General features: G+C 63.6%; 25 protein-coding genes. 11 read left to right on the top strand and 14 right to left on the bottom strand.

All coding sequences use genetic code 11. The annotated features are described in order from the left end of the window. Positions 1-15: 15 nt before the first annotated feature. Positions 16-1,410, bottom strand: a complete 1,395-nt coding sequence (locus ACFI9K_RS20250) for an FAD-binding oxidoreductase (RefSeq protein WP_462665175.1) — start codon at positions 1,408-1,410, stop codon at positions 16-18. Between the two features lie 103 nt (positions 1,411-1,513). Between ACFI9K_RS20250 and ACFI9K_RS20245 the strand changes: the two genes are divergently transcribed. Then, positions 1,514-3,394, top strand: a complete 1,881-nt coding sequence (locus tag ACFI9K_RS20245) for a helix-turn-helix domain-containing protein (protein ID WP_462665174.1) — start codon at positions 1,514-1,516, stop codon at positions 3,392-3,394. A gap of 23 nt (positions 3,395-3,417) precedes the next feature. Here ACFI9K_RS20245 and ACFI9K_RS20240 read toward each other — a convergent pair whose 3' ends face one another. The 4 genes from ACFI9K_RS20240 to zapE all read right to left on the bottom strand — a co-directional run bounded on the left by ACFI9K_RS20240 (position 3,418) and on the right by zapE (position 6,700). Then, positions 3,418-3,837 carry a cupin domain-containing protein gene (locus ACFI9K_RS20240; protein WP_462665173.1) on the bottom strand — a complete coding sequence of 140 codons (420 nt, stop codon included), beginning with the start codon at positions 3,835-3,837 and terminating at the stop codon, positions 3,418-3,420. Continuing rightward, the gene (locus ACFI9K_RS20235) at positions 3,834-4,793 is read right to left on the bottom strand and encodes an NADP-dependent oxidoreductase (RefSeq protein WP_462665172.1); all 960 of its coding nucleotides are present in this window, start codon (positions 4,791-4,793) and stop codon (positions 3,834-3,836) included. Before ACFI9K_RS20235 ends, ACFI9K_RS20240 begins: the two co-directional genes overlap by 4 nt. Positions 4,794-5,251: 458 nt before the next feature. Next, a complete protein-coding gene (locus tag ACFI9K_RS20230) occupies positions 5,252-5,707 on the bottom strand; it encodes a VOC family protein (RefSeq protein ID WP_462665171.1) in 456 nt (151 codons plus the stop codon). A gap of 75 nt (positions 5,708-5,782) precedes the next feature. Continuing rightward, entirely contained in the window at positions 5,783-6,700 is a 918-nt protein-coding gene (zapE, locus tag ACFI9K_RS20225; RefSeq protein ID WP_462665170.1) for a cell division protein ZapE, read from the bottom strand. Positions 6,701-6,760: 60 nt separating this feature from the next. Here zapE and ACFI9K_RS20220 point away from each other — a divergent pair, with 60 nt between their 5' ends. Then, positions 6,761-7,321 (top strand): TetR/AcrR family transcriptional regulator, encoded by a 561-nt coding sequence (locus tag ACFI9K_RS20220; protein WP_462665169.1) that lies wholly within the window; start codon positions 6,761-6,763, stop codon positions 7,319-7,321. Positions 7,322-7,332: 11 nt separating this feature from the next. Beyond that, positions 7,333-8,397: a glycerophosphodiester phosphodiesterase family protein gene (locus ACFI9K_RS20215; RefSeq protein WP_462665168.1), complete on the top strand. Its 1,065-nt coding sequence runs from the start codon at positions 7,333-7,335 to the stop codon at positions 8,395-8,397. 15 nt (positions 8,398-8,412) lie between these two features. Here the strand turns inward: ACFI9K_RS20215 and ACFI9K_RS20210 are convergent, their stop codons facing one another. After that, a complete protein-coding gene (locus ACFI9K_RS20210; RefSeq protein WP_462665167.1) occupies positions 8,413-9,300 on the bottom strand; it encodes an oxidoreductase in 888 nt (295 codons plus the stop codon). Between the two features lie 35 nt (positions 9,301-9,335). Here ACFI9K_RS20210 and ACFI9K_RS20205 point away from each other — a divergent pair, with 35 nt between their 5' ends. Beyond that, complete coding sequence (locus tag ACFI9K_RS20205; protein ID WP_222091638.1) at positions 9,336-9,545, top strand: helix-hairpin-helix domain-containing protein; 210 nt, start codon at positions 9,336-9,338, stop codon at positions 9,543-9,545. 3 nt (positions 9,546-9,548) lie between these two features. Here ACFI9K_RS20205 and ACFI9K_RS20200 read toward each other — a convergent pair whose 3' ends face one another. Both ACFI9K_RS20200 and ACFI9K_RS20195 read right to left on the bottom strand, forming a co-directional pair. Next, positions 9,549-10,355: a pentapeptide repeat-containing protein gene (locus ACFI9K_RS20200; RefSeq protein ID WP_462665166.1), complete on the bottom strand. Its 807-nt coding sequence runs from the start codon at positions 10,353-10,355 to the stop codon at positions 9,549-9,551. A gap of 43 nt (positions 10,356-10,398) precedes the next feature. After that, the gene (locus ACFI9K_RS20195; RefSeq protein ID WP_462665165.1) at positions 10,399-10,782 is read right to left on the bottom strand and encodes an MmcQ/YjbR family DNA-binding protein; all 384 of its coding nucleotides are present in this window, start codon (positions 10,780-10,782) and stop codon (positions 10,399-10,401) included. An 87-nt stretch (positions 10,783-10,869) separates the two neighbouring features. Here ACFI9K_RS20195 and ACFI9K_RS20190 point away from each other — a divergent pair, with 87 nt between their 5' ends. The 4 genes from ACFI9K_RS20190 (at position 10,870) to ACFI9K_RS20175 (ending at position 16,970) form a co-directional block, all read left to right on the top strand. After that, the gene (locus ACFI9K_RS20190; protein ID WP_462665164.1) at positions 10,870-11,631 is read left to right on the top strand and encodes a putative protein N(5)-glutamine methyltransferase; all 762 of its coding nucleotides are present in this window, start codon (positions 10,870-10,872) and stop codon (positions 11,629-11,631) included. A 46-nt stretch (positions 11,632-11,677) separates the two neighbouring features. Continuing rightward, positions 11,678-12,379, top strand: coding sequence for a type 1 glutamine amidotransferase domain-containing protein (locus ACFI9K_RS20185; protein WP_462665163.1), 702 nt, complete (start codon positions 11,678-11,680; stop codon positions 12,377-12,379). Positions 12,380-12,499: 120 nt separating this feature from the next. Continuing rightward, positions 12,500-14,818: an endopeptidase La gene (gene lon / locus ACFI9K_RS20180; RefSeq protein WP_462665162.1), complete on the top strand. Its 2,319-nt coding sequence runs from the start codon at positions 12,500-12,502 to the stop codon at positions 14,816-14,818. A 193-nt stretch (positions 14,819-15,011) separates the two neighbouring features. Continuing rightward, complete coding sequence (locus ACFI9K_RS20175; protein ID WP_462665161.1) at positions 15,012-16,970, top strand: ABC transporter ATP-binding protein; 1,959 nt, start codon at positions 15,012-15,014, stop codon at positions 16,968-16,970. Here ACFI9K_RS20175 and ACFI9K_RS20170 read toward each other — a convergent pair. From ACFI9K_RS20170 to ACFI9K_RS20160, 3 genes are all read right to left on the bottom strand, one after another. Further along, positions 16,892-17,881 carry an ABC transporter substrate-binding protein gene (locus ACFI9K_RS20170; protein WP_462665160.1) on the bottom strand — a complete coding sequence of 330 codons (990 nt, stop codon included), beginning with the start codon at positions 17,879-17,881 and terminating at the stop codon, positions 16,892-16,894. The two genes, ACFI9K_RS20175 and ACFI9K_RS20170, sit on opposite strands and share 79 nt — an antisense overlap. Before the next feature lie 87 nt (positions 17,882-17,968). Next, complete coding sequence (locus tag ACFI9K_RS20165; protein ID WP_462665159.1) at positions 17,969-19,183, bottom strand: lipase family protein; 1,215 nt, start codon at positions 19,181-19,183, stop codon at positions 17,969-17,971. A 231-nt stretch (positions 19,184-19,414) separates the two neighbouring features. Continuing rightward, a complete protein-coding gene (locus ACFI9K_RS20160) occupies positions 19,415-21,736 on the bottom strand; it encodes an ATP-dependent DNA ligase (RefSeq protein WP_462665158.1) in 2,322 nt (773 codons plus the stop codon). A gap of 59 nt (positions 21,737-21,795) precedes the next feature. Between ACFI9K_RS20160 and ACFI9K_RS20155 the strand changes: the two genes are divergently transcribed. Continuing rightward, entirely contained in the window at positions 21,796-22,224 is a 429-nt protein-coding gene (locus ACFI9K_RS20155) for a type II toxin-antitoxin system Rv0910 family toxin (protein ID WP_462665157.1), read from the top strand. Positions 22,225-22,317: 93 nt separating this feature from the next. Here the strand turns inward: ACFI9K_RS20155 and ACFI9K_RS20150 are convergent, their stop codons facing one another. From ACFI9K_RS20150 to ACFI9K_RS20140, 3 genes are all read right to left on the bottom strand, one after another. Continuing rightward, positions 22,318-23,637 (bottom strand): HNH endonuclease signature motif containing protein, encoded by a 1,320-nt coding sequence (locus ACFI9K_RS20150; RefSeq protein WP_462665156.1) that lies wholly within the window; start codon positions 23,635-23,637, stop codon positions 22,318-22,320. A 320-nt stretch (positions 23,638-23,957) separates the two neighbouring features. Further along, positions 23,958-24,368: a hypothetical protein gene (locus ACFI9K_RS20145; protein WP_462665155.1), complete on the bottom strand. Its 411-nt coding sequence runs from the start codon at positions 24,366-24,368 to the stop codon at positions 23,958-23,960. Next, entirely contained in the window at positions 24,361-24,756 is a 396-nt protein-coding gene (locus ACFI9K_RS20140; RefSeq protein ID WP_462665154.1) for a hypothetical protein, read from the bottom strand. The genes ACFI9K_RS20145 and ACFI9K_RS20140 overlap by 8 nt, the downstream gene beginning before the upstream one ends. Before the next feature lie 233 nt (positions 24,757-24,989). Between ACFI9K_RS20140 and ACFI9K_RS20135 the strand changes: the two genes are divergently transcribed. Further along, positions 24,990-25,514 (top strand): MSMEG_0572/Sll0783 family nitrogen starvation response protein, encoded by a 525-nt coding sequence (locus tag ACFI9K_RS20135; RefSeq protein WP_462665153.1) that lies wholly within the window; start codon positions 24,990-24,992, stop codon positions 25,512-25,514. 11 nt (positions 25,515-25,525) lie between these two features. Further along, positions 25,526-26,581, top strand: coding sequence for an MSMEG_0568 family radical SAM protein (locus ACFI9K_RS20130; protein ID WP_462665152.1), 1,056 nt, complete (start codon positions 25,526-25,528; stop codon positions 26,579-26,581). Position 26,582 lies beyond the last annotated feature (1 nt).

The following is a 26,582-nucleotide window of genomic DNA, read 5'->3' as shown; positions in this document are numbered from 1 at the left end:
AAGTATGCGAGGTGGTCAGGCTGTCGTTACAGCGGACTGGAGGTGAGGGAGTACCTTGCCGGGATTGAAAATGTGGTGCGGATCGAGTGCATGTTTGACGGCCCACTGCATGTCGATCGCGGCGCGTGATTGCTCCCGCGCCATGCCGTTCATCTTGAGCAGTCCGACGCCGTGTTCTCCCGTGACTGTTCCGCCGAGTTCTATTGCCGCGGACATGATGTCGTCGAATGCGCGGTACGCCCGAGCCTTACCGGATTCGGTGAAATCGGACATCACCAGAAGCGGGTGAAGATTTCCGTCACCGGCATGGGCAATATTGGCGATCAGGATTCCGTGGGTCTCGGCAATCTTCTCGATGCGCGAGAGCATTTCGGGGACAGCCCGCTTGGGAACGCAGACGTCCTCCGTCATGACCGGACCCAGTCGCTCGAGCGCCAGGTAGGCGAGCTTGCGCGCCTCGAACAGCGCCTCTGCCTCCGCCTCGTCGGTCGAGCGTGCACTCCACGTCGCACCGGCGTCGTCGAAACACAGTCGCATCCGTTCCGCTTCGTCGTCGCCTGCGGCTCCCGGTGTGTCCACTCGGCCGAGAAGTACGACGTTCGCGTCGACGGCAAGTCCCATGCGCTTCCATTTGTCGACGGCAAGTAGACATTGGCGGTCGACGAGCTCCAGAGCGGACGGAGTCAAGCCGGCCGCTGCGACAGCCTCCACAGCTTTGCCTGCTGCGTGCAGGGTATCGAAGTATCCCGCAATCGTCCGTTCGGGTTCACGAGCAGGCCGAAGCTTCAGCGTGATTTCCGTGATCAGGCCCAGCGTGCCCTCCGATCCGACCATCAGAGCCGTCAGATCCAGTCCGGCAACGCCTTTGGCGGTTCGTCGGCCCAGTCGGACCAATTCTCCGTTTCCCGTGACAACCTGCATTCCGAGGACGTAATCCTTGGTGACTCCGTACTTCACGCAACACAGGCCGCCCGCATTGGTTGCGACGTTCCCGCCGATCGTCGACCATGGTGCGCTTGCCGGATCCGGGGGATACCACAGCCCTTGCTCTGCAGCTGTCGTCCGGAGGGTTTGATTCACCACGCCCGGCTGTACAACGGCAATTCGTTCCAACGAGTCGATCTCGAGCACCGCCGCCATTTTCTCGAACGACACGATCACCCCACCGTCGATCGCATTGGCACCTCCGGACAGCCCGGTGCCGGCCCCCCGGCACACTATCGGCGCGTTGTATTCGATACACGTCTGCACGATCACCTGCGCTTCTTCCGCAGTGTGTGGTTTCACGACGGCTACGGCTCGGCCGAACGGCGCTGCCTCGGCGTGATCGCGCGAATACGCGGTCACGACATCGGAATCGGTGGTCGTTCGACTGCTGGGCAAACGCGCACGCAGGTCGTCTACGAGCATTAAACCTCCCGGGTGAATTCGTATGACGACCATCACCGTAGGCCCACTGGTGTGACTTGGATTATGGTTGGTTCGTACCAATCGGAGCGGAGCGGTGGAGAAAATGTCTATAGACGCGAGTGGACCGCCGACGCAGAGATGGATCGACCTTCTGCTGCGGGGTGCGCACGACGAGAACGTGTACGTAGCGGGTTCTCGCCTGCATGTCGGTGAGGCCGAGACAGTCGAACTCGATGACGCCGATCTCGACACTGCGATCAGGCTGGTGGGCCTCCTCCAGGAACGGGGGCGTCGCATGCGAGAGCTGTTGGCCCTCAACGATGTTGCCGGCCGCTTGGCCGCGACGCACGAGCGGGATCCCTTGCTGGCCGAAGTGGTTCGGCAATCACGGCGCCTGCTCGATGTCGATCTCGCCTACATCGGTCTGAGCACGGACGACGGCGTGAGAATCGAGGTGACGGACGGCGCATTGTCGGGCAGGCTGGACGGGTTGATAGTCCCGTCGACCGAAGGCGTGATCGGTCGAGTTCTGTCGACATCCGCGCCGGTGTGGACACCCGATTATCTGGCCGACTCGACCTTTCGTCACGGGGGGCGTTCCAACGAGGCTGCGGGCGCAGAAATCATCCACGGTCTACTCGGTGTCCCACTCGAGGTCGGGGGCCGTGCTCTCGGTGTGCTGTGCGTCGCCAAGCGAAGGGCCCGCCAGTTCACCGAGGACGACATCATGCTGCTCTCGGCGTTGGCGGCGCACGCATCCGTGGCGATCGATACCTCGCAATTGTTGGAGCGCTATCGAACGACCGTCGACGAAGTTCGGGCAGCCCATCGTGAGCTGGAGAGACGCGCAGTGGATTTGGAACAAATGCTCGCGTGGGATGCGGCGTTGACCGAAATCGTCTTGAAGGGAGGCGGCCTTCGGCAGGTGCTGGACGAGGCCTCTCGATCGGCAGGTAGTGACGTCTTCATGTTCACCGATATCGACGAGGTCCACCGGCACATTCCGCCAGAATTCACGACCAGGGTGCTCGACACCGTCCGCGCGAATGTGGCCGGCAGTGATCGCACCAACGACATCGTCGGGTCGACCGAAGTCGTCTTGCGTCCTGTCGTCGCGACCGGCACGCACTTGGGATTTCTCCTTACCGTCGTTCCGTGCAGTCTCTCGCCGAGGGCAAGTGTGGTGATCGACCGGGCCGCGCCCGTCATCGCCTTGATCATGGCCGCCGAACGCGCGGCCCAGGAGTCGGTCCGGCGCGCTCGCGATGCCTTCGTCGTCGATCTGGTGACGCGACAGCCCGAATCCGAGGCCGACCAGCAACACAGCATCCGGTTGGCCGGCCTTCCCACGGCCGACACCTACACCGTGGCAGTGATGAGCTACGACGGAGAGCTGAGCAATGTGACGCGCCTGGAGGTCGAACGTCGCTGCCGAGACACCAAAGCGGTTGTGGCGCAACGCGGACAGCGGTACGTAGTCGTGGCCCCCGGGATCGATGCGGCCCACTTCGGGCGGGCGTGGAGCGTTGCGCCGCAGTGGACTGTGGGGCTGGCATCCACTGCGGCAGGGAGTGGAGAGTCGATAGCGAGCACCTACCGGCAGTCGGAGCAGGTATTGAATACGCTCCTGGCCCTCGATCGTGCAGGTGCGTGCGCCAGTTCCGTGGATCTGGGAGTGTTCCGAATTCTGTTGAGCGATATGGGTCGTCGCGATATCGCTGCGCTGACCGATCGATGGCTCGGGCCACTTCTGGCGGAGCAGGTGCAACGCGGTGCGCCGCTGCTCGACACATTGTCGTGTTATCTCGATCAGGCGCGCCGCCACTCCGCAACCGCAGCCGCGCTCGATATTCACGTCAACACCCTGTATCAGCGGTTGGCTACCATCGACCGTCTGCTCGGAGAGCAGTGGAGAGAAGCCGACAATGCCCTCGAACTGCAGCTGGCACTTCGCCTTCGCCGACTCGCCAGTGATCTCTCCTGAGAATTCAGCGCCGAGTCATCCGATCACTCGGAACCGACAACCCGCTTCTGGGCGAGCGCGTGATCCACCAGTGTCACCCGAGGCGGGTTGAAGATATCGATCTCGACGCACGACTCCACCCCGGTGGTACCTCCGTGAGGCACCCATGACGGTATGACCGCGTAGTCACCCTTTTCCATGTCACGAACTTCGTCGCCGATGGTCAGAGTCAGTCGGCCTTCGATCACGAGGATGTGCTGTTCTTCTTCGTGGCAATGCATGGGTGCTTCCGAAAACGGCTCCCAAGTAACGAAATTGGTGAGGATCGACTGACCGATCACCGGCCGAAAGTCGAGCCCTTCGATGAAGCGAACCGGTTCGATGTTCTCGACATCGACAAATCGACCGTGTTCTGTCGGCGTGCCGCCTGCATTCAAGCTGAAGTGGGGAACGTCCACTGTCATGCTCCTTCGTTGTCGTCTGCCATTGTCAGTACTGTCTTTCCCGGGTTGCTTCCGCTTTCGGTGAATCGATGTGCGGCGACTACCTCGGTGAGATCGAATGTCCGTGCAATCTCGATTTTGAGCAGCCCCTCTTCCCACAGATCGACCAAGGCTTGCAGGGTCGGGCCGTATGGGTCGACGATGATATCCGCAACACGGTGACCGCTTTCCGCTGCTGCCGAACGCAATCCGGGCTTCTGTCCCGAGGGAACGCTCACGATCACGCCACCCGGTTCGAGGACTTTCAACGATCGATAGCTCACGTCGCCACCGACCAAATCGATGACGGCATCGACATCGCCGAGAACGTCTTCGAATCGAGTAGTGGTGTAGTCGATTACCTGATCGGCCCCCAGTGATGTCAGGAACTCCTCCTTCGTTCCCGAGTCCGATGTGATCACCTCAGCTCCTGCCGCTTTGCAGATCTGCACGGCAAGGTGCCCTACCCCTCCTGCCGCTCCATGTATGAGGACGCGTTGACCGGAGCTGATGGACGCGGCCTCGTGTACGGTCTGCCATGCGGTACTGCCGGCGAGGGGCAACGCGGCTGCGGTGACGAAATCCATGGAATCCGGGATCTTCACGAAATGTCGAGCAGGTCCAACGACGTAGTCAGCGAAAGTACCTGCTTGCCTGGGGAATCGAGGCAAACCGAGGACACGGTCTCCTGGTACGAACCTGTTGATTCCGAAGGGGATTTCGTCGACGATCCCGGACACATCCCAACCAACGGAAAACGGTGGTGTGCCCAGTATCGACGCGACGCCGCGACCCTCGCGGGTCTTGCTGTCTATCGGATTGATACCGGCGGCTCGAACGCGCACCGATATCTCGGTGAACACCGGTTGCGGTCGGGGAACGTCGCACAGTTCCAATACATCTGGCGAGCCGAACTGCGGAACAACAACTGCGCGCACGAGACCTCCATGTGTAGGACTGCGGATCGGAACGTGCGTGCCCGACGCGCATCGCCGTTGTCGCAGGTTAACAAGACGCGTCGCGGATGCGATATGGACAGAAACCACCCGGATCAGGTCGATTCAGGGTGATCTCTCCATGCTGTTCCGGCCGCCGTCGGTCGTGGCTGCCTTCTTGCGTTGCGGAGATGGCTCGCCACCCCGCCGCTCGGCCCCGAACCCACCGCTGCGTGTGGACGGTCAGCGCAACCCTGACTCATCGGTCGGATTCGGTACCGGTGACGGTGAGTGCAGTTGCAGTTGTGTTGCCTCCCGGTTCCGAGGCCTGGAAAACAGGATCGAATGTGGTCGACGCCGCTACCCGCGCGGCCGATTCACTCATGTACCGCGCGAAGTCGTCAGGCGGAAATCGAACTATGCACGAGACGATGTGGACGGCAATCGGCTATGTCGCAGCCTCAGGGTAGCGGTGCGTCGAAAATCGCTGTGGTGCAAACCTTTCCTGGGATCAAAGCTCTGATGTGGGGGCCGCCATGTACACGAACGCCAGGTTGTTGCCGTCCGGGTCTTCGAGGTCCCGGTCGTACATGAAGCCGTGGTCCTGCGCGGGGCGTGGCTCTGAGCCCCCCGGCGGACAGTCCCGCCCGAACAACTGCGTCGACTTCCTCTCGGGAATCCAGAGCGAGGGCTATCTGAACCTGTGCACTCTGCGACGGGTCGGCTATTCGCTTGTCGGTGAAACCGGCGAAGAATTCGCGCGTGAGCAGCATGAATTGCAGATCGTCGTCCCACACCAGGCATACCACGTCGTCGCTGGTGAACAAGGGATTCACCGTGGCCCCGATCGCGGTGTAGAACGCGGTGCTGCGCGCGAGGTCGGCAGCGGGGAAGCTCACGGAGATCTTTGCAGGCATGATGGTCGCTTCCTGTTGGTGCCACGCCCCAGTAGGGAGCGTGTACCGAATGTAGACAGTGATTCGGGACGAAACTCATCGGTCCCAGTCCGCCGCCTCCCAGTCCGCCGCGTGCGCGTGTGCTGGTGACCCCAGTTCGCTGAGCCTGCTGACCAATCTGTCGGTGTCGAGTCCGGTACATCCGGCTGCGAATTCGGTCAGCGGCACCGCACTGTGGAAGTCGGTACGTATGTCTCTGTCGTACAGGACATCCACGAGATTCGAAAAGCGCTGAGTGGCAAATTCGTCCACGCTCGCAAGGGCCGGAATATCTGTGATCGTCAGAGTCGTTGCTGTCTCGGCCAAGTGGAGGTAGTCGCCCGTCGAACGGGCGGCGCAGCACAGGTCCGCAAACGTGTGCCCGTGCGGCGCGGGGTGCAGACTCCATGTTCCCGATGCGAATCGTGACCCACTCGTCCCGGCGGCACGGTGGTCGACGGGGCCGTCGACGCAGACCACGTCGAGATTCTTCTTCAGTGTCTCGATCGTCGGAAGGAAGGTCGGGTGGAACAACGGATTCGGCAGCAACTCGTCGGGCGCGTAGTTCGACGTGACGATCAGGACGACGCCGCGAGCGAACAGGGCGTCGAGCATGCGCGTGATGAGGCGAGCATCGCCGATGTCGTGGACGTGGAATTCGTCGAAGCACAGCAGTGCTGCAGGAGAGGATTCTGTCGACAGGATCTCGTCGATGGCCGCGTCGATCGAGAAGTTGCGTCGAAAGTACGCCGCGTGCAAGTCGCGGAAGAAGCTGTGGAAATGGACGCGCTTCTTGGCCGTGATGTCGAGGTTGTCGAAATAGGTGTCGAGCAGCCAGGTCTTACCGCGTCCGACCGGCCCCCACAGATACATTCCCTTCGTGCCGGGCGCGCACAGCGCGTCAGCCGCTGCCGCCTGGGCATCGTCCAGGACGAAGTCGGTGTCGAAGGTGGATCGCGGTGGAGTCGGCCCCATGAATCGAACCGTACGCCGATAGACTCTACATTTGTAGAGGGAGTGTGTAGGCTCACGATCATGGATCGCCGCACCGCCATCGCCGACGCCGCTCTCGACGTCGTTGCCCGCGACGGCCTGCGGGCGCTGACCCACCGGGCGATCGATGCGACACTCGACTACCCGGCCGGGTCCACGTCGTACTACTTCAGAACCAAGTCCGATCTGCTCGCCGCGGTGGCTGCCAGGCTGGTGGAGCGCTCGCACGCGTCGTTCGTGGATATTGCCGACAACGAGACCGATGTCGCCACGGTGGTGGGGCATTATCTCCACCGTGTGCTCACTCATCGCATGACGGAGCTGCGGGCTCGTTACGCACTGATGCTCGATCCTGCCGTCCCGCAGGATGTTCGGGGTGTTCTGGCGCGCTCGTTCTTCTCGCTCGAACTGGCCCGGGAACTGTTCGACGAACCTGCTCACGGCGACGGGCTGGTCTCGCTGTGCGAAGGCTTGATCGCCGACGTGGTGTTCGGCCGTCGGGCATCGAATGATGTTGCGGTGCTGAGACTTCCGATAGCCGTATACCTGCAGGGCACCGTGAATTCACTGCGGGGGAACGCGATGGACATCGGCCTCACGTAGTTTCGCCGACCATGCGATACGGTCGGTACCTGCCCCTGATCTGCATTACCGCTGTGGTTCTGGCGTCGTGCGGAAGCGAATCTGCTGCAGAACAATCTTCGCCGGAAGGTGGCGCTGCGCCGCTCGGCTCGTTCGATCTGCAGGCGCATCGCGGCGGGCTCGGCTTGGTCACCGAGAGCACGATCGAATCGTTCACCAATGCACTGCAACTCGGGGTGAATACCCTCGAACTGGATACCCAGATCACCGAAGACGGAATAGCGATCGTCACGCACGACCGCAAGGTTTCCGACAAGAAGTGCGTCGACACCGAGGCGGTCACCCCGGCAGACCCGGAGTTCCCGTACGTCGGAAAGTTTGTCAACACTCTGACTCTCGCGCAGGTTCGCACCCTGGATTGTGGTGCGCTGCCGCTCGCGGACTACCCGGAGCAACGACGCGTGCCCGGTGCTCGCATGCCGACGCTCACCGAGGTGCTGGATCTGGTGAGATCGGCCGATGCACCGGACGTGAAGCTCAACGTCGAAACCAAGGTCGAGGCAGCCAGCCCCACCGAGACCGCTCCTCGCGAGCAGTTCGTCGACACCGTGCTGAGGACCATTCGCGATGCCGGCATGCTGGACCGGATCACCGTGCAGAGCTTCGATTGGGGCGCACTGAAATTGGTACGCGGCATCGAGCCGGAAGTGCCGGTGGTCGCGTTGACCAACGGTGATTTCCTACAGGTGGGGCAGGACGGTGCATCGGCCTGGCTCGGCGGCATCGATATCGACGACTTCGGTGGGGACGCGATCGCCGCTGTCGATTCGTTCGGGGCCTCGGCCTACTCACCCGTGCAAGGGACTCCGCAGAGCGGCGCAGTGGGCGATCCCGACTTCGAGCTCTTCGTCACCCAGGCCATGGTCGACGCCGCTCACGAGCGAGGAATCCGGGTCATTCCGTGGACCGTCGACGACCCCGACACGATGCGTGCCCTGATGGATCTGGGCGTCGACGGCCTCATCACCGATTATCCGGACCGAGTGCGCACCGTCATGTCCGAGCGCGGACTGCCTCTGCCCGAACCCGCGCGGTGAGCGCGCGACGTGGAGTCAGAGCGGGTAGCCGACGCCGGTCAACTTCTCACTGACGTCCCACAGCTTCGCGGCGAGAGCTGGATCCTGTGCCATGCGAGTCATCGAGGCCGGTCCCGGCTTGCCGCGTGACTCGAACAGTGATGTGGGTCCGCTGTAGGTGCCGCCGCCTGCAACGTCGACGGCGTAGATCGTGGGAAGCGCTCCGGCACGGGCGGATTGCGAGATGAACTTCAGTCCGATGGGTGCCAGTGTCGCCAGGATCTTGTTGCTGCCCAAACCGTCCGGGCTCGAGTACAGCTCGGTCGAGGAAATGCCGGGGTGCGCAGCGTTGCTGGTGACCTTCGATCCGGCCTTGTCGATCCGACGCTGCAATTCCAGCGCGAACAAGATGTTGGCGAGCTTGGAATTGGCGTACCCACGCTGAGCGCTGTAGCTCCGCTCGAGCTGGAGATCGTCGAAGTCGAGCTTGGGGCGCTGACGATGCGCGACGGATGCAACGGTGGTGATCTTCGCGTCGTCGGCGAGCTTGGGAAACAGCAGGCCGGTCAGGGCGAAGTGGCCGAGGTGATTGGTGCCGAGCTGAAGCTCGAACCCGTCCTCGGTTTCGGTCCGCGATGCCGGCATCATCACGCCCGCGTTGTTGATCAGTATGTCGATCGTGTCGGGAGCCGACTCTGCGTAGGCACGAACCGAGCCCAGGTCGGCGAGGTTGAGAGTGGCCGTGTCGACGGTTCCGTTCGGGGCCTCCGCTCGAATCTTCGCCGCTGCGGACTCGGCTTTCTGCTGGTTACGGCAAGCGAGCGTCACATGGTCGCCACGTTTCGCGAACTCCAGGGCGGTGAAGTAGCCGATACCGGTGTTCGCTCCGGTGATGACAACGCGTCTCTGCTTGGTTTCAGGCACGGCGTCAGGTTACCGGTCCGAACTACGATGCGCCTGTGAGCACAGCAGAAAGCGATGAACATCCGGACTTTCCGAAGGGGACCGGAAATCCTGCGTCCCGGGCCTTCCGGGCAGCGGGCTACCTGTGCCTGGACGACCTCGCCGGTGTGCCGGCGGCAGAGTTGGCACAACTGCACGGCGTAGGTCCGAAGGCGTTGACGGTCGTCCAACGAGCTTTGGAGCAGACCGGGAGATCTCTGGGCTGACGATCAGGCCCAGTGACTCGGCCGGGTCACGGACTCGGGAAGCCGCGTTGCGCGGTCACCCCGGGCCGCGTTGATCTGGAACTGCGTGGCATAGATGCTGCCGCGTAGGTCTGCGCCGCTGAGGTCGGCACCCCGAAGATCCGCGCCGATCACGTCGGCCAGACGCAGGTCCGCCCCGCGCAGATCGGCTCCGATGAGGTACGTGCCGCGCATGCTCGCGCCGCGCAGATCGGCACCGGCCAGCTTCGCGCCCATCATGTCGCGTCCGCGGTGGTTCGCCTTCTTGCCCGGGGCCTCGGCCCGCACCAGATCGCTTGCCGCGAGCAGCACTTCGTTGATTCGTGAGCGCCATGCGGAGACATCGACCGACATCAGCATCTCGGCAGTCTCCGACGTGAGGGCATCCAGCTCGTCGTACTCGCCGGCAAGCCGGGTGTGCAGGCTGTGGGTCGACTTTCGGCCACGCGCATCCGCGAGATACCAGAGCAGCTCGTGCAGATCACGCATCACCGGAAAAACCGAGAACATCTCCGACGCGTTCGACGGCTGCTGCCGCCAGTTCCGTCCCGCGAACGTGGACTGGGATACTTTCTGCCCCGCGCCGAAGCAGTCGTACACCGTGCAGCCGGGAAAGCCCTTCTGCCGGAGCGACGAGTGTATGCCGCACCGTGAGTCCTCCAGGAGGTTGCGGCACGGCTCACCGGCAGCTTTGTCGACAGCGAAATCCGACGACTTCGCGAAGGGCAGAGCCACGCAACAGAGTCCGAAACAACTGCCGCACTCGGCCAGCAAGTTCTCGGGTGCACGCATGCGTTCACTCTGTCCCTCGACGTACGGCGGCGTCAAACGAGATTCACTCGGGTAGACCGAGCAGCGCGATCAGCTTCTTGGGTGCCCTCGTGCAGTAGCTTTCGGTGATCAGCTCGCCGAGTTCCACGCGGTCCACGGAGGCGTCGAGCATCATGCCGACGACTTCCGGACCCCAGCCGGGTGCGAAGAAGCCGTCTCGCGCGGACAGTGCGGCGAGTTCGATTCCGCGAGAACGGAAGATGAGCACTTCGGCCGGGCCGTCGGTGCCTGCGGCCTTCGCAAATGCCGGCGGACCACCCTCCCGGATGTCGAGCACGTGGGCGAACGTGCGGCCGCGTATCCGCCACCGCGTACCGATCCAGGCCTGTTCCTCGTACGTCTCGGGCAGCGCCAGGCACAGTCCGCGGACTACGGCATTCCAGCTCATCGCCCTCTCCTCTTCTGCGACATACCCGGCTACAGTATTTCGACGGGGTGGCTCGGTGCAGGGCAATCGGCGGAGGAGTCGGGCACGGTGGAACCACGGTTCGACGAGCTCGTGTCCGCCCTGCGTACTGCCGGGTGCGTCTTCGCCGAGGAGGAAGCGAAGATCCTCGTCGAGTCCACTTCGGATCCGGCAGAGCTGGTGGAGATGCTGAGGCGTCGGGTCGCCGGTGAACCACTCGAGCATGTCGTCGGGTGGGTGTGGTTCTGTGGCCGACGCGTCGCCGTCGGACCGGGTGTGTTCGTGCCCCGCCGCCGCACCGAGTTTCTCGTCGAATGTGCTGCAGCACTGCATCCGTCGACGCTCCTCGACCTGTGTTGTGGTTCCGGCGCGATCGGAATGTCGGTTCCGGGCGTCACCGAGTTGCATGCGGCCGATCTCGACGCCGCGGCGGTGGAGTGCGCGGCGCGCAATCTCGTTCCAGTCGGGGGTACGGTGCACCGCGGCGACCTGTTCGGCGCGCTGCCGCCGGAACTGCACCGCAGGTTCGACGCCATTGTCGTCAACGCTCCGTACGTTCCGACGGGCGAGATCGAGCTCATGCCGAGAGAGGCGCGAATCCACGAGCCGAAGGTCGCGCTCGACGGCGGTACCGATGGTGCCGGTCTTCATCGGCGGGTGGCCGCGCAAGCCCACGAATGGTTGGCTGCGAACGGCAGTCTGCTCATCGAAACCAGTGCATTGCTTGCAGATTCGACGCTGCAGGCTTTTCTCGAGGCCGGGTTCGCCGCCGTCGTGCGGACATCCGCGGCGGTCGATGCCGTCGTGGTGATCGGTTCTCCGCGCGAGTAGTGACCCGCAGTGTTTCGATAGTGCGTCTGCGTGGCATCCACCGACCATGACTACATTGCTGTTCGCGGTTACCGCTGCCGACCATTGGACCTTGAACGACGGAAGCAAGCACCCCACCGGGTACTGGGCCGAGGAGCTCGTCGAATCCCACCGCGCCTTCGTCGACGCGGGGTGGGACATCACGGTGGCCACGCCGGGCGGTAAGGCGCCGGTGGTCGACGAAGGCAGCCTGGCGGTCGACGCCAACGGCGGCGACGAAGAGAAGGTCGCGGATCAGAAGAGCTACATAGCGTCGATCGAGTCGATTCTCTCCTCGCCTGCTGTGCTCGAGGACCAGAAGGCGTCGGACTTCGATGTGGTGTTCGTGCCCGGCGGTCACGGCCCGATGGAGGATCTCGCCGTCTCGACCAGCTTCGGCGCGCTGGTGGTCGACTTCCTCGATGCGAACAAGGTGGTGTCGGCGGTCTGCCACGCGCCGGCCGCGCTGCTTCCCGCTGTGCGCTCCGACGGGTCCTGGGCGTTCGACGGGTACGAGCTCACCGGATTCACCGATGAGGAGGAGACCCAGGCCGGGCTGGCGGACAAGGCACCGTGGTTGCTCGAAACCCGGCTGCGCGAGAACGGTGCGAAGTTCGAGAACGCCGACGCATGGTCGCCGCATGTCGTCGTCGACCGGAACCTCTACACCGGGCAGAACCCGGCATCGACGCGTCCGCTCGCAGAGAAGCTGGTCAGCGCACTGAAGTAGTCGACCTGATGTGAAGACGGCGATGGCCGGTGTTCTGCCCACGGAGAACACCGGCCATCAACGGGAACATCACTACTGCTTTCGAAGTTGAGTCCCCATAGCTCAATCTTTGGAGGAGAAGTGACCGAAACCGTTCGTGTACCTGTGCTGTTCCTGACCGACCCGATAGTCCTGCCCGGAATGGTGGTGCCCGTCGAACTCGACGAGGCCGCCCGCGCCGCCGTCGATGCGGCGAAGGCGAGCAACGATGGAACGTTGCTCGTCGCGCCCCGTCTCGAAGACCGCTACGCCGCGTACGGCGTCATTGCCACGATCGTGCAGATGGGTCGCCTGGCAGACGGACGACCGGCCGCGGTCATCAAGGCCACGCGCCGCGCGCACATAGGCCACGGCGTCAGCGGGCCCGGTGCCGCCCTGTGGGTGGAAGCCGAACCCGTACCGGACGAGGCCGCAGGCGACGGCGTCAAAGCTCTCGCCGCCGAGTACAAGCAGCTCGTTGTCGCGATGCTGCAACGGCGTGATGCCTGGCAGGTGATCGACTCGGTCAACAAGCTCACCGACCCGAGCGCGATCGCCGACACTGCCGGCTACGCGTCGTATCTTACCGACGTGCAGAAGCGTGACCTCCTCGAAACCCCTGATGTAGCAACCCGATTGACGTCGCTCATCGACTGGACCAAGGCCCATCTGGCCGAGGTCGAGGTGAACGACAAGATCTCCGGCGACGTCCGCGAGGGTATGGAGAAGACTCAGAAGGAGTTCTTGCTTCGCCAGCAGTTGGCCGCTATCCGCAAGGAACTCGGGGAAGACGAGCCCGACGGTGCCGATGACTACCGCGGCCGAGTCGAGGCCGCAGAACTGCCCGAGAAGGTGCGCGAACAGGCGCTGCGCGAAGTGGGCAAGTTGGAGCGGGCCAGTGATCAGAGCCCCGAGTCGGGCTGGATCCGGACCTGGCTCGACACGGTGCTCGACCTACCGTGGAACAACACCACGACCGACAACACCGATATCGACTCTGCACGTGCGGTTCTCGACGCGGATCACCATGGGCTCGACGACGTGAAGGATCGGATCGTGGAGTACCTCGCCGTCCGTGCGCGGCGCTCCGAGCGTGGCCTGCAGTCGGTGGGCGGGCGTGGATCGGGTGCCGTCATGGTTCTCGCGGGACCGCCCGGGGTGGGTAAGACCTCACTCGGCGAGTCGGTTGCCCGTGCGCTCGGCCGTACCTTCGTGCGTGTCGCTCTCGGCGGCGTTCGGGACGAGGCGGAGATCCGTGGGCACCGGCGCACCTACGTCGGCGCACTGCCCGGCCGAATCGTGCGAGCCATCGGTGAGGCGGGATCGATGAATCCCGTTGTGCTGCTGGACGAGATCGACAAGGTCGGTTCCGACTACCGCGGCGATCCGAGTGCCGCTCTGCTCGAGGTGCTGGATCCGGCGCAGAACCACACGTTCCGCGACCACTACCTCGACTTGGATCTCGACCTGTCCGACGTGGTGTTCCTGGCCACCGCCAATGTGATCGACCAGATTCCCGGCCCGTTGCTCGACCGGATGGAATTGGTGACGATCGACGGCTACACCGAGGACGACAAGGTCGTGATCGCGCGCAACTACCTGCTTCCGCGTCAGATGGACAGGGCCGCGGTCACTTCCGAGGAGGTGACGGTGACCGACGCCGCGCTGCGCAGGATCGCCGCCGACTACACCCGGGAGCCCGGGGTGCGGCAACTCGAGCGACTGCTGGCCAAGGCGCTGCGCAAGGTGGCGACCAAGCTCGTGGGCACCACGGACGTGCTCGAGATCGACGAACCGGATCTGGTGACCTACCTCGGTCGTCCTCGCTTCACACCCGAGGCGCACGAGCGGACCGAAGTGCCGGGTGTCGCAACGGGTCTGGCAGTCACAGGTCTGGGCGGTGATGTGCTGTTCATCGAGGCGGCCTCGACCGACGGCGATCCCGGGCTCAAGCTCACGGGTCAGCTGGGCGACGTGATGAAGGAATCGGCGCAGATCGCGCTGTCCTACGTGCGTTCGCACGCAGAGCAATTCGGTGTCACGGCCGAGTCGCTGGACCGCAGCATCCACGTCCACGTTCCGGCGGGCGCGGTGCCGAAGGACGGTCCGTCGGCCGGCGTGACCATGGTGACAGCGCTGGTGTCGATGGCCACCGGACGACCGGTGCGATCGGACGTCGGCATGACCGGTGAAGTGACGCTGAACGGTCGAGTGCTGCCGATCGGAGGGGTGAAGCAGAAGTTGCTCGCTGCGCAACGAGCGGGACTGAAGACGGTCTTCATTCCGGCGCGCAACGAACCCGATCTGGACGACGTGCCCGCAGAAGTGCTGGAAGCGTTGGACGTCCGTCCGATGACCGATGTCGCCGACATTCTGGCGCTCGCGCTGGAGCCGGCAGCCGGAGCAGCAGCGGCGGCGTAAGCCTGCAACATCAGTGGTCGGCCCCGAGCGTCGCTCGGGGCCGGCTGCTCGCCCGCTCCGGTAAGGGGACCCGTGCTTGACCTCGAGCTATGTCGAGGTTCTACCTTGACGTACGGGGCGAAGACATACGAGCGGCTATGAGAACGATGACATGAGGGCGACTGCATGAGTGTGACGACATGAGGGTGAAGACATGAGCATGGAGATGACCGCCTGGAACCAGATGTATCGGACGATGAACAGGCCCGATACTCGGTCGTCGTTCTCGAAGGAGACGGCTCGCCGGATTCTCACGTTCGCGGCGCCGCATCGTCGCGCTCTCGGCGGGTTCCTGGTGCTCAGTGTGGCGTCGGCCGTCCTCGCAGTGGCCACGCCGGTGTTGGCGGGCCGAGTGGTGAACGCCATCGTCGACGGCCGAGAGCTGCGCACCGTGGTGCTGTTGTCGCTCGCGATCGCGGCGATCGCTCTGGTGGACGCCGTGGTCGGTCTGATCAATCGGTGGCTTTCGGCGAACATCGGCGAGAGCTTGATCCTGGATCTGCGGACCGCCGTGTTCGACCACGTCCAGCGCATGCCGATCGCCTTCTTCACGCGAACGCGTACCGGTGCGCTCGTGAGCCGACTCAACAACGACGTCATCGGGGCGCAGCGTGCCTTCAGCACCACGCTGTCGGGGGTCGTCAGCAACCTGGTGACGTTGGCGTTGACGCTGGTGGTCATGATCGGAATTTCGTGGCAGATCACGCTTCTCGCGTTGATTCTGCTCCCGGTGTTCGTGCTTCCCGCGCGCCGGATGGGTCGACGCCTCGCCCGGCTGCAACGCGAAGCAGCAGCACACAATTCGGCGATGAGCACGCAGATGACCGAGCGATTCTCGGCACCGGGAGCAACGCTGGTGAAGCTGTTCGGTCACCCCGACCAGGAGTCGGTCGAGTTCGCGGTCCGTGCCCGTCGCGTACGCGACATCGGCGTTCGCAGTGCCATGGTGCAAACGGTGTTCGTGACTGCACTGACGTTGGTCTCGGCGCTGGCTCTGGCCGTGGTGTACGGCTTGGGTGGCTTCTACGCCCTCCGGGGCACGCTCGATCCGGGTTCGGTTGTGGCTCTGTCGCTTCTGCTCGCGCGGCTCTACTCGCCGCTGACCGCGCTGGCCAGCGCGCGCGTGGAGGTCATGAGCGCTCTGGTGAGCTTCGAGCGCGTATTCGAGGTGCTCGATCTGGTCCCGCTCATCACCGACAAGCCCGATGCGAAGACGCTGCCAGCGGGGCCGGTGTCCGTCGAACTCGACGATGTTCGGTTCGCGTACCCCTCGGCGGACAAGGTCTCGCTCGCCTCGCTGGAAGAGGTCGCCACCTTGGATTCGCGCGGCGGAGAAGAGGTTCTGCACGGTGTGTCGTTCCGCGCCGAGCCGGGCCAGATGGTCGCGTTGGTCGGGACCTCCGGCGCGGGCAAGTCCACGATCGCGCAGATGATCGCCCGGCTGTACGACGTCGACGGCGGCGCAGTCCGCCTCGCCGGCGTCGACGTTCGAGATCTCACCGCCGAATCCGTCCGCGGCACAGTCGGAATGGTGACTCAGGACGGACACCTGTTCCACGAGAGCATCCGATCGAATCTGGTGTTGCCCAGGCCCGGTGCCACCGACGACGAAGTGTGGGACGCCCTGTCGAGGGCGCGGCTGGCAGATCTCGTACGTTCCCTGCCCGACGGCCTCGATACGGTGGTCGGCGAACGTGGTTACCGCCTGTCCGGCGGTGAGCGTCAGCGCCTGACGATCGCGCGTCTGCTGATCGCGCAGCCACGGGTCGTCATTCTCGACGAGGCCACGGCCTCACTCGATTCGACGTCCGAGGCCGCAGTGCAGGCGGCGTTGGCCGAGGCGTTGGATGGGAAAACCTCGGTGGTGATCGCGCACCGATTGTCGACCATCAGGGCAGCAGATGTGATCCTGGTGATCGAGGACGGGCGAATCGCGGAGCGAGGCACGCACGACGAGCTCCTCGCAGCGGGAGGCCGCTACGAGGAGCTGCATCGGACACAGTTCGCGCAGTCGGACAGGTGGGACGGGGCCACTCAGGGTGCCGGCACCACCGTGGACGGGTCGTCGTCGGTTGCCGCGGCGAGCATCGGGGTGAATCCGTCGATCGCGTAGTCCAGCGACAGCGGGCTCGAATAGCCCAGAGCAGAGGGCAGATCCGTGCTGAAGGAGCCGATGTAGACGGTGCGGTCCTGCGCGACGACTTCGAGGGCTGCGATCAGTGGGTTCGCTTGCAGCTGCTCGCGGCTCTGGCCGGCGATGACGAGCACGTCGGTATCGAGGCGGGCCAGATTTTCGGGACTGATCGTCTCGGACGCGTCGGGAATCTCGAAGCCCAGGTCGGTGAAGAACAGGGCGCGGATGTCGTCCTTGCCGAGGAGCAGGTAGCTCCCGTCGTCCATGACGAAGGCGAGAGACAGTGACTTGCCGGTGAATTGGGGGTTGTCTGCCTCTGTGGTGGCGAACTTCTGCTCGAGCGCAGCCGTCTGCTCCTGCGCTTCCTGGCTCTTGCCGAGCGCTTCGCCGACCACTGCGAACTCCTGCTGCCAGGTTGCTGCGGGCACGTTGTCGTAGCCGCCGATGTCCGCGATCGTGGGAGCCATTCCCGACAGCGTGTCGTACTGGCTCTGGTCGATGAAGGAATAGGGCCCGAGAATCAGGTCGGGTGCCTGCGCGGCGATCTGTTCGAGGTTGAGATCGGTGCTGCCGACCTCGGGAATCTCGGTTCCGCCCAGCGCTTCCTGGGCCCACGGACGTTGCCGGTAGTCGTAGCTCAGGTTGCCGCGCGTCGCAACAGGCTTGACGCCGAGTGCGAGCGCGAAGTCCTGCTCGTTGAACCCGATCGTCACCACGCGGGTGGGCTCGGCGTCGACCACCGTCTCACCGAACTTGTGCTCGATGGTGACGGGGAAGCCCGCCTCGCTTCCGGAATCACCGGAAGTAGCGGTCGTATTGTCTGACGAACAGCCAACCGCCAGTGCCAAGACTGAGGCACCGGCGGCGACGAGCTGTATTGACTTCTTCATAGGATCTCCTCGCACCGAAACTTAGCGAGGTTAGCCCAACCGACCCTTACGGGCTTCGATCAGTTGCCCGGGTCGGGTGACACGCGATCAGCAGTTGGAGGGTGCAGGTACACCCGCGAATCGCTGATCGATCCACTCGAGTGCCTGCGGCAGTCCGAGTACTGCAGCGGTGAGGTGATCGTTGCTGGGCACCTTGACCTCGGTGACCTTCACGCCTGCACTGCAGTACCGGGCGATGGTGTTGTCGATGGCGCTGACCGGGATCAAGGCATCGGTGGGGCTGTGCCACTCGAAGTACGGTGCCTTCGGTACGCCCGGGTACAGCTCCACGCTGTTCTCGTTGACGGCGGCGATCATCTCAGGGCTGTTGATCAGGTCCAGCGTGCCGGCGACCTCCATGGCACTCTTGCCTGCACCCGCGGCGATGATGTCGTTGGTGCACCCGTTCTGGATCTTGCTTTCGATTGCCTTACCCACCGCGTTGAGCTGAGAGCTGATCGGGATCCGGGTGGGGTACTCGCGTTCGATGCCGATAGCGGCCGCGAACGCCAGACCGAACATGGGGTGCGGGGCGAAACCGAGATCGCGAGCCATGCGCTCGAGGTTCATCGGAGCGCCACCGTTCGCGCTGCCGACGATGTTCAGCTCGGGTGCGTAGTCGTTCTGCAATGCCGCGGCCCATGCCGTTGCCATACCGCCACCGGAGTAACCGGCCAACGCGACCGGGCTCTGCTTGACCTGGATGGGATCGAAGCGCTGCGTTGCACGAATGCTGTCGAGCACGATCTGTCCGCCGAGCTTGGCGGCACCGTAGGCGCTTCTGGGTCCGAGGTGATCGGCGATGGCGACAGTCCAACCACGCTGCAGTACAGCGTTGAGGGCCGGAGCCTCACGGATGGCCAGATTGGGGTCGTTCGACCAGAGTGCCTGTGAAGGTGCACATTCCAGACCGAGCGCATTGATGATGTGTTGGTAAGAAAGCAAAGGCCCGTTCGGCGCTTTGTTGCGCGGAACCAAAATGGTGTTGATCGCCGCAATGGGATCACCCGCCGAATCGGTCGAGCGGAATTTGAGCTGCCACACGTCGACATCGAAGAATCCGGGCGGGGGCGGCATCGGCCGACTGGCGATGACGTCACCCGGTTGCAGCGCCTCCAGATCTGCGGGCGGTGCACCGAATCCGTCTGCGATAGGGGTCGGCATGAGCGGTTCGGCCGCGGCCTGACCTGCGCCGACGAGCGACGAGCACAACACGGCGACGGCCGTTATCGTGGCAGCGCCGGCCAATTTGAGAACCCGCATTCAGTAATCCCCTCCGTGCCTGAATCGAAGCGCCGTGCGCCCCGATGATCCGGCAAGCTCCTGTAGAGCCGGCCCGCAAATCGATATAGCTGTCAAAGCGTGACGCGTTACGCTCCCCCCGGAAACGATAGAACGAACGGTACGCACTCGGTGATTCTATGGCAACAGAAGAACGGTCTCGGTGCCGGTTTTCTGGAAAGATGCGAGAAGCCGTGCCACCCGGCTGGAGCGCTACTCGAGAATTACGTCTTTCGGTGCCTTGTCCGGGCGCAACCCGCGCCAACTCGGATGCCGTAGGTGACCTGATTCGGTCGCTTCGTAGAACCGGACCTCGCCGACGAGAGTCGGTTCCACCCACACCGCACCGTTCCGATCGGCGGTGGGCAGCACCGAGGAGAAGGGGCTCTCCGACGTCTCGAGGGGCGTGAGCAGGGCACCGAGAGTGTCGAGCGCGCGGTCGTCGAAGCCGGTGCCGACGCGACCCACGTAGCGAAGGCGGTCGCCGTCGGGAATCCCCATCAACAACGAGCCGAAGCCGCCCGAACGACGACCCTGGCCCCGACGCCACCCGCCGATCACGATTTCCTGCGTCCGCCAGTTCTTGTGTTTGATCCAGGTTCGAGCGCGCTTGCCGGGTTGGTAGACCGAATCGGTTCGCTTGGCGACGACGCCTTCCCACCCCCGTTCCAGGCTTTCGGCGACGGCATCCGCGGCGGAGCCGGTCAGTTGCGGCGGTACCAGGACGGAGTCGAGCCCGGTGGTGAGCAGTTCGAGCAGTCGTCGTCGATCGGTGTATTTCTTGCGCAGCAGTGAGGTGCCGTCGAGGTAGAGCAGGTCGAAGGCGATGAAACGAATGTCGTCACGGTTCGCGTTCTGCAGCATCTCGAAACTGCTGACGCCGTTGGCGTCGAACACGACGACCTCTCCGTCGACAACGGCGTCGTGATCGGACAGGTCGTCCGCCAGAGCTCGAAGGGCACCGAATTTCTCGGTGTAGTCGTTCCCGCTGCGGGTGCGGAGCGTCATGGACCCGTGGGTCAATTCTGCGACGATGCGGAACCCGTCCCACTTACCCTCGAACGACCATTCGTCTTCGCCGAAACCGAGAATGTCGCCCGCGGTCGCGAGCATCGGCGAAATGTTCTTGGGTGGGGGATTGTCGGGCGTTGCGCTGTCGGCTGTGGCGCTGTCGGTTGTGGGCCTGGGAGTGTCCTTCATCAGGTGCATCAGCCACTGATTCCCTTTGGTGCGAATCAGGGCGAACCTGCCGTGCGCTTTCGATCCGTGCAGGACGACGATGACCTCGTCCTCACGCCACTTCTCGAGCTCGTAGGTTCCACTGTCCCAGATCGTGACGTCGCCACCGCCGTACTCGCCCTTGGGTATTCGACCGGAGAAAGTCGCATACTCGAGTGGATGGTCCTCGGTGTGAACGGCCAACCGGTTCTGCTTGGGATCGTCCGGGATGTTCTTGGGTACGGCCCACGAGACCAGGACGCCGTCGTGTTCGAGTCGGAAGTCGTAGTGCAGGCGTCGGGCATGATGTTCTTGGATCACGAAGGTGTCGTCGTTGCCCTGCGGTTCGGCGGAGGCGGGCACCGGCTCGGGAGTTCGGTCGGCGCTCCGCATGCTGCGGTACTTGGCGAGTTTGTCAGTGCCGGTGCCGCTTTCGACTCGCGTCTCGACGGCGTCAAGGGCGGGATCGAGGTCGGCGAGGAAATCACCGCCTTCGGTCAGCCGCTCGAGTACTTCCTCGAATCGAAGCTGTTGCAGTCCGGACGATTCCAGTTCCTCCCACGTGCGCGGTGCCGCGACGGTGGGAAGTGTTCGCCCTCGGAGCGAATACGGTGCGACCGTCGTCTTCTTGCCGTTGTTCTGGCTCCAGTCCACGAACACTCTTCCGGTGCGCTTCGCCTTCGCCATCGTGGCGGTCACCCGATCCGGCGAGCGCTCTTCCAGAAGCGTCGCTACGCGTTTGGCGACGGTGGATGCGCCCGACGTCGACAGCGGCTTCTCGAGCGGTACATACAGGTGAATTCCCTTGCTGCCGCTGGTGACCGGATATGCCGTCATGCCGATATCGCCGATCAGATCTCGTATCTCGCACGCTACTTCGGCACACCGGGCGAGGTCGACGTCATCACCGGGATCGAGATCGAACACCATGCGGGTGGCGGGGCCGGGCTCGGTGCCGTCGAATCGCCACTGCGGCACATGAGCTTCGATGGCCGCCTGCTGCCCGAGCCACGCCAGATCGGCAGCGGTGGAGAACAGTGGGTAGGTGACCACGCGATCCGAATGTTGCATCGAACGGCGATCGAGCCAGTCGGGTGCGGATGCTGCGAGGTTCTTCTCGAAGAAAGACGACTGGTCGACGCCGTTGGGCCAGCGCTTTCGGGTCACCGCACGGCCGACGAGGTGCGGCAACATTGCGTGGGCGACGGCAACGTAGTACTCGATGATCTTGCCCTTGGTGGTGCCCGTTTCAGGGAACAGCACCTTGTCGAGGTTGGTGACGGAGACCTTCCGGCCTTCGATCTCGAGCGTGGCCATCGTCTCAGGTTAGTGGTCGCCGTCTGAACCTGCGAGCGAGTTGTGACAGGCTCGATCCCATGGCGACGATCAGTGTCTCGGTACAGATGCCAGAGAACCCGCAGGGAGCGTGGGACAAGGCTTCCGCGCTCGACCGTTTCGACGAGTGGATGACCATCCACGGTGGGTGGTGCAGTCCGCCGCCGAAGAAGGTCGGTAAGGGCACGAAGGTCGAGTCGTTGGTGAAGGTGAAGGGTTTCAAGAACACCATCAAATGGGAGTTCACCCAGTACGACGAGCCGAAGCTGATCGAGATGTCGGGCCGCGGTAAGGGCGGAGTACGGATTTCGTTGACCGTCCACGTGCGTGAGGCCGAGGGCGGCTCGGAGTTGACTCTCGACGCGAAATTCGGTGGTGGTGTGCTCTTCGGTCCGGTGGGTTCGGTTGTGGCGCGGGCACTCGACACCGATGTCAAGCAATCCGTTGCGAACCTGGCTGCATTGAAGTGACGGCGTCTCGGGCTTTCTGAAGTAACTGTTGGACAATCTCTTCCAGCCCCGCACCGTGTTCTCGGTGCGGGGCTGGAGTGTTTTTGCTCGGGCTTAGGCGATGTGGGGGCCGGCGCGGGCGTGGGATTGGCGGGGTTGTCGGTACGGGTCGACGGTGGCCGGGGGTACGAACCAGGGGTGGTTGTCGGCGGCGATGAAGACTTCCCAGTCGGAGTGGTGGATGAGTCGGTGGTGGAACCCGCAGAGCAGAACCAGATTGTTAATATCGGTGGGGCCGCCGTCGGTCCAGTGCCAGATGTGGTGGCCTTCGGTCCAGGCGGCGGGTTTGCCGCAGCCGGGGAAGGCGCACCCGTGATCGCGGGCTGTGAGGGCGCGTTTCTGTTTCGCGGTGACGGTGCGGGCGGTGCGGGCGAGGTTCAGTGGGTTGCCGTTCTCGTCCATGACGATCGCGGTGAGGACACAGTCGCAGGCGAGTTGGCGGGAGGTGTTGCGGGAGAGTGGTCCCATCCAGGGCAGCCACCCTACGGTGGTGCCGTCGCCGAACAGGTCGCGATATGCGCCACGATCCGCAGTCACTGAACTGGCCTCGTTGCCGGATTCTGCTGCAGCGCGTGTGGTTTCGTCGTCGGTGATGTCGTCGCTGCTCTGGCCGGCCAGGTTCTGGAGGTCCTGCAAGCGGATGTGCAGGTTGACGTGCGGTTTTTCTCCGCCTTCGGTGGGGCGGTTACTGGAGGCGAGGTAGCGGTCGAGGATGTGCCCGAAGGCGTCGGCGCGTCGCCGTGCGGGACTGCGTTCGTCGGGGGTGCCGTCGGCGGCTGGGCGGGGTTCGGTCAACGGCGAGAGTGCGGTGAGCAGCTTTTCTCCGGTGATCGCATCGAAATCCATTTTCGCCACGAGACGTCCGTTGAGGGTTTTCGAGGCGAAGAGTTCGTTGCGGTCGGTGTCTTCCGGTGGTGGCTTGTTGCCGCCGAATCTGTCGGTGAGGTTGGTGATGGCTTCGCGAATGCGGTCGGTGCGGGCTTCGGGTCCGGTGGCGGCGGCGATCATCGCTGCGCGGGCCATGTCGCGGCCTTCTTGCGGGAGGAGTTTGGGTGGGGTTTCGGCGAAGGCGAGGATGAGGGCGGCGTGATCGACGGTCATGACGCCGGTGTTCACCGCGTCGGCGATGTCGGGGAAGTTCTTCAACCCGCGGGCGAGGGCCAGGATCTTGTTCGCTTTGCTCGGGGTGAGGAGGGTGGTGGAGGTCAGCCAGCCTGCGGGTCCGGGGAAGCCGAGCTTCTCGCGGCTCACGCGGGTGTCGATTTCAGCGACGAGGGCGATGCGTCGGGCTTCCAACAACTGAATCTGGTGGGAGACCGCGGCAGCGTCGGCGAGCAGTTCTGCTTCGCTCAGTTGCCAGATCTCGGTGGTCATGGAAGTAAGTGTATCGAACGTGCGTTCGACTGGCAATGATGGTGCAATCGAAAACTATTGCCCTGCACAAGTATTCGCGAAGGTAAACCTGTCGGTACCCCGTGTTAGGTCCCTGGGCTCAGCGCTCCAGGCTCCGTCGGGATCCAACGAAAACTCGACCTGGGAGACGTACCGTCGCGGCGAAGTAAGGATCAGAATTACGTCGCGGGCTCGAGCTGACATCTGTCGGAGGCGTCGTTCAGCTCGCAGATGGCGCGCCGTAGTACCGCCTCACCGTGCGCCGCTACGAAAGAAAGCCAGTGATGGTCGACGTCAACGGATCACACCGACTGCTGTCGAGTCTTTCGCAACCACCACAATCCGGCGATGGGTAGGACAACCGGAATGAAGACGTATCCGGATCCGAAGTGCGACCACACCGTCGGCTCCGGGAAGTCCTGGGGCTGGATGTAGCTGAGGGTGCCGATTGCGATGACTCCGACGAGTTCGATGATGCAGGAGACCGTCACCACTCGTCGCGAGGCTTCTGTTGCCCGTGCCAGTCCGACCGTCGCGATGATGTAGACCACCGCTGCGAAGGCCGAGAGCAGGAACGCGACCGGGGCGTTGTCGAACCTCGTGGTGAGCTGCACGATCGAACGCGAGGTCGCGGCAACCGCGAACACGGCGTAGACGGCGATGAGGAAGCGCCCGAAGCCGGTGCGAGTGGCTTGTTGCAGTTTGTCAGGCATATCCGGCCCAAATCTGGCTCAGGCGCAACACCATGGCTGCGAGGGTGAGGACGGCGACGAGCAGTACCGCTGTGCCGCCACGGGAGCGGTCGCCCAGGGACCACCACGTTCCCAACGGAAGCAGGAACAGCAATCCGACGAGATACGAGCCGAACGTCAATCGGTGAATCTCGCGATCGGAGGTGAACATCATCACGAACCCGATGACGGCCTGCAGTGCCACCACGCCTTCGGTGGCCGCGATTGTCCAGAACAGTGCACGGTCGGCCTTGTTCTTCAGCAGAACGGGCTTGTTGGCGGCGAGCTTCACGAGCACCCAGATCCCCACTACCAGGGACAACGCGTACAACAAGCCGGTGACGGCGCCGATCATCGAGTTCCTCGTCATGCTGCGGTGGGTGGATGGATCTGCTTCCACAGTAGCCGCGTAACGCCACGTCAACACTGTGAGGCCCTCGAAACACGACGTTGTTCCGAGCGTGACCAGTCGGAAATCGACGAGGCCTGTACTTGTCACATGGCCGCAGAGGATCTGCTCTCTCGCCGGACATGACGCTTTTCTCGTGTGGCCATCGGTGTCCACCGCAACTCAGCCCGCTCTGCGAACCTCAGGAGACGCACGTGTCAGATCTCGACCAGACCATCGCCGAGAACATCAAGAAGTCCCTCGAGGAGATTCCGCATCCCTCACTTCCCAAGGGCAGCAACATCTACGGTTCCACCAAGATCTTCCCCGACTACAAGGCAGAGAACGGCGAGAGCTACTTCACGTTGGTGCACGGCATCGCACACGAGTCGTCGGTATCGTTCGTTGCGGTGCTTCAGGCCACCCGCGCTCTGCGCAAGGGATTCGAGTCGGCCATGTACTTCTACGGTCCCGGCGCGATCAATTGCCTTGCCACCCGCGGCTTCCCGACCACCGGCGACTCCGGATTCCCAGGTGAACAGAACATCAACGACTCCCTCGCGACGTTCATTGCCGAGGGCGGCACCGTGTTCTGTTGCCGCTTCGGTTTGGCCCTGCACGGAGGTCGCGAAGAAGACCTCATCGAGGGTGTCATCCCGGCTCACCCCTTGGACGTGCAGGACGCGTTGATCCACTACGCGCGCAAGGGTGCCATCATCAATTCGACCTACATGGTCTAGGAGACGGTTCTATGTCCATCTCTACACGCGTGGACCTGGCGTTGCTCGGCATTCGAGGAGCGACGCCGGTGTCCAGAACTGCCGGTGCCGGCCCGAGTGACGATGGACATGTCCGCATCGATGGTCTCGGCGCTGCCATCCCACGTAACCCGCTCAGTCCGTACGTCCTCGAAGAGGGTCGGGTTCTGTTCGACGGCAACGATATCGGACTCGACGTTCAGGCTGTCGATCGCCCGAAGTTCTACGACCTCTCCACCGCCGACGGCATCGCGTACGAGAAGATTGCCAAGCTGCACGGCACCAGTGTTCTGGCCACGACCGTCGTACAGACGTGCATCCGCTACGACGCTGATCAACGGTGCCGCTTCTGTTCCATCGAAGCGTCTCTGGAGGCGGGCGACACCATTGCTGTCAAGACCCCGGCACAACTGGCCGAGGTGGCCGAGGCGGCGGTACGGCTGGACGGGGTCACCCAGATGGTCATGACGACGGGCACTTCGGCCGCGAAGGATCGCGGTGCCCGTCACCTGGCCCGATGTGTGAAAGCCATCAAGGCCGTGGTTCCGGAGCTACCGATTCAGGTGCAGTGCGAACCGCCCGGCGACCTGCAGACCATCCAGGACCTGTACGACGCCGGAGCCGAATCCATCGGTATCCACGTCGAATCACTCGACGACGACGTACGTGGCAGATGGATGCCGGGCAAGGCCTCGGTATCGATGGACGAGTACCGCGCGGCATGGAAAGAAGCAGTCCGCGTCTTCGGACGCAATCAGGTATCGACGTACATCCTGGTCGGTCTCGGTGAGGATCCCGACGAATTGGTTTCGGGCGCAGCCGAACTGATCGAGATGGGTGTGTATCCGTTCGTGGTTCCGTTTCGGCCGCTCGCGGGCACGTTGGCGGTCGATGTCGATCGGGCGACGGCACCCACTCCCGACGTCCTCGAAAGCGTCACCCGACGCGTCGCCAAGGAACTACAAGCGGCGGCAATGCTCGGATCCGAGCAGAAGGCAGGCTGCGCGGCCTGCGGTGCGTGCAGCGTTCTGCAGAATGCGGGAGGCTGAC

The sequence above is a fragment of the Rhodococcus sp. PSi06 genome, assembly GCF_054960675.1.
Note: the sequence above shows the minus strand (reverse complement) of the source record. Positions and strands in the feature narration are given on the sequence as shown.